This is a genomic window from Thermogutta sp., from assembly GCF_014359955.1.
GTDB lineage: Bacteria > Planctomycetota > Planctomycetia > Pirellulales > Thermoguttaceae > Thermogutta.
The window spans coordinates 1-2,432 of sequence record NZ_JACIYL010000681.1; the positions used below are offsets into that span (position 1 = coordinate 1).

Consider the following 2,432-nt stretch of genomic DNA (forward strand, 5'->3'; position numbering starts at 1 on the left):
GGGACGATGTTGCGGGGGTTCATTCGCAAGTCATTCAGGCTATGTCCGTGGCGCATCATCCAGCCAGGCCGTCACGGATGACCTATCCCCACTTTTCCCCCGCCGATGGAGGGGCAAACGTCCACGCGGGTGCGAGTCGGCGCGGATTTGCATCGGAGGGAGCTGATGGTGGGGCCATTCATGAATGGCCCCTACTAATGAGCTTCAGGAAGCGCGATGCACGAATTGCCCCTCCATTCGTGGTCCAGAAAGCCCCTCCGAAAGGGATATTCTCGTACTCCTGGCGTTGGCGCGGCGGTAAGGGGCCTTTATTATGAAAGTTTCCGGAATTGGGAAAAAGCCTAGCGATGGGTCGTTTTTGGCACGAAGGGTGTGGAATCGATGCGGACGAGACCACGGACGAAGTTTTACCACCTTTTGCACAATCGGCGTTGTCCAAAATGTGGTGCCAAGCTCAATACGCAACGGACCCGGTGCAAACGGTGCGCCCAGGTGGTCCCCCGACCGAAAAAGCCCAAGTGATCTGCCAACCGGCCGTCCAGCGTGGTTGTCAGGCCGCCGAATAGACGTGATACTGAGTGGGCGACGGTGCGCATCCTGCGTCGGAATTGTCAGGTCGCGCTGGGTGGTCAATCAGGCAATTCGGCAGGCGGCTGACGCCCGCCGGGGACTGTTTAAAGACCTGGGGCAATGCGGAATTCCATTCTCCATCTGGCTGATCTCCATCTGGGCGCTGCGCCGCAGCCCAATCTCGATGAACGCGATCGTTCACACCTCGTAGCGGCTCGGCATCAGGTGTTGGATCGTCTGGCAGCCTGGATTGCCCGCCAGGACTGTCCGGTGGGGTTGGTGCTCATTGCCGGTGATCTGTTCGATGAATATGCTCCTCCCCCCGAACTGGTCGCGAGCACCCGGGCTGCTCTGGGAAAAATCGCTCAGGTGGTCCCGGTGATCACTGTCCCGGGCAACCACGACGAATTCAGTTATGCCCAGTGTGTGTACCGTCAGCCGGGCTGGCCGGGCGTCCTCGTTGATGCCCCACAACCGCACGTGGTCTGGCAGGGCGACCTAGCAGGACGCCGATGCGCTGTTGTTTCGGCGGCCTATCAGGCCGGGAAAGTTCCCCCCGGACACAAGCTGACACTGCCGTCGCGAAAAGATATTTTCCCCACGAATGCCAGCGAGGGTCTTCTGATTGGCCTGTTCCACGCGACGGTGGCCGATTACTTCCCACCCCACGTGGTTCAAAATGAACGCTGTTTCTGGATTTCGCACCGCGAGGCAGCGGACCTCGGCTACGATTACCTGGCTGTAGGACATATCCACCGCCGGCAAGAGTGGTTGGCGGGACGATGCCTGGCACACTATCCCGGACCACCCGTGGGGCCACGCCTTTCCGATCCGGGAAGTGGTTGCTTTTCCCTTGCGAGATGGGATCGCAGTCAGCCCCGCATTGAATCTTTGACGGACGCCAGTCTTTTGGGCTGTGCCTGGAAAATTCTGGAAATCGACGTACGCCCGGACGAAACTGTCGAGCAACTCGGGGAGCGTATCGTCGGCCAGTTTGGGGACGGCCTCTCGCAAAACGCCGTCCCATGGATTCACGGTGTTCGACTTACAGGTCACACGCTGTGTCCTGATCTGGTGGAGCAGCTCAAAGCCTTCTTATGCGAGAAGGCCCTCCCCTGTGTGGTCATGGCCGACGGGCTGGAAGAACTTGTACCTCCGGATATCGAAGCTCTGGCCGGGGAAGAGAGCCTTGTGGGGTACTTCGTGCGACAATGGCAGGACTGGAAACAGGCCCAGCACGTTCCTCCCGCGGAGAGTACCGCGGTCCTTTATGAGGGGCTTCTGGCCCTAGGATGGCGACGGACGGAGGGCCGATTGAACTCATGACGCGGATTGTCTTGACGGCGCTGGAAGTGGCGAATTGCGGTCCCTGGCAAGGGCAACATCGTTTCGAGTTCCCGGGCCGGGGCCTTTCTGTGTACTGTGCCCCGAATGAAACAGGCAAGACCACGCTGCTTCGCCTCGTGGCGGCGATTTTGTGGGGGTACGATCCACCCGACCGGAACTGGCATGCGGCCGAGGGCCCCTATCAGGCGGCTTTGGAGTACGCGCGGATCCCGATCAACGAAGATGGAGATGCGGTTTCCGGCACCTGTTACGGTGAGTTTCGCGTGGAGCGCGATTTCCACAACCACCGCGTGGAACTTCAAACCAGGGCAGAAGAAGGCTGGAAGGCCATCCACTTGTCTCGTCACCGGCGGCGGGGACGAACCGCTGACGCCGAACAGTGGACGTCGCTCATCCAGAAGTACTTTGCCCCCATTTCCGCCGAGGCGTTCGTCCGGCTCGCGATGCTGAGTCCTCCGTTTGATCCGCAGTCGGACGATCAGGGAGGCATCATTCAATCGTTGATTGCGGGTGCG

At 60.1% G+C, this 2,432-nt stretch carries 2 protein-coding genes; both read left to right on the forward strand.

Annotated elements, in window-relative coordinates:
- Positions 1-690: 690 nt before the first annotated feature.
- On the forward strand, positions 691-1,896 hold the full coding sequence (locus H5U08_RS15800) for a DNA repair exonuclease (protein WP_297035198.1): 1,206 nt from the start codon (positions 691-693) through the stop codon (positions 1,894-1,896).
- Positions 1,893-2,432 (forward strand): AAA family ATPase (locus tag H5U08_RS15805; protein ID WP_297035201.1); only part of this gene is annotated, 540 nt, incomplete at its 3' end. The genes H5U08_RS15800 and H5U08_RS15805, both read left to right, overlap by 4 nt.

Bases quoted from the DNA above. Each gene is read 5' to 3' on its own strand.
- H5U08_RS15800 (WP_297035198.1), top strand. From the start codon at position 691: ATGCGGAATTCCATTCTCCATCTGGCTGATCTCCATCTGGGCGCTGCG.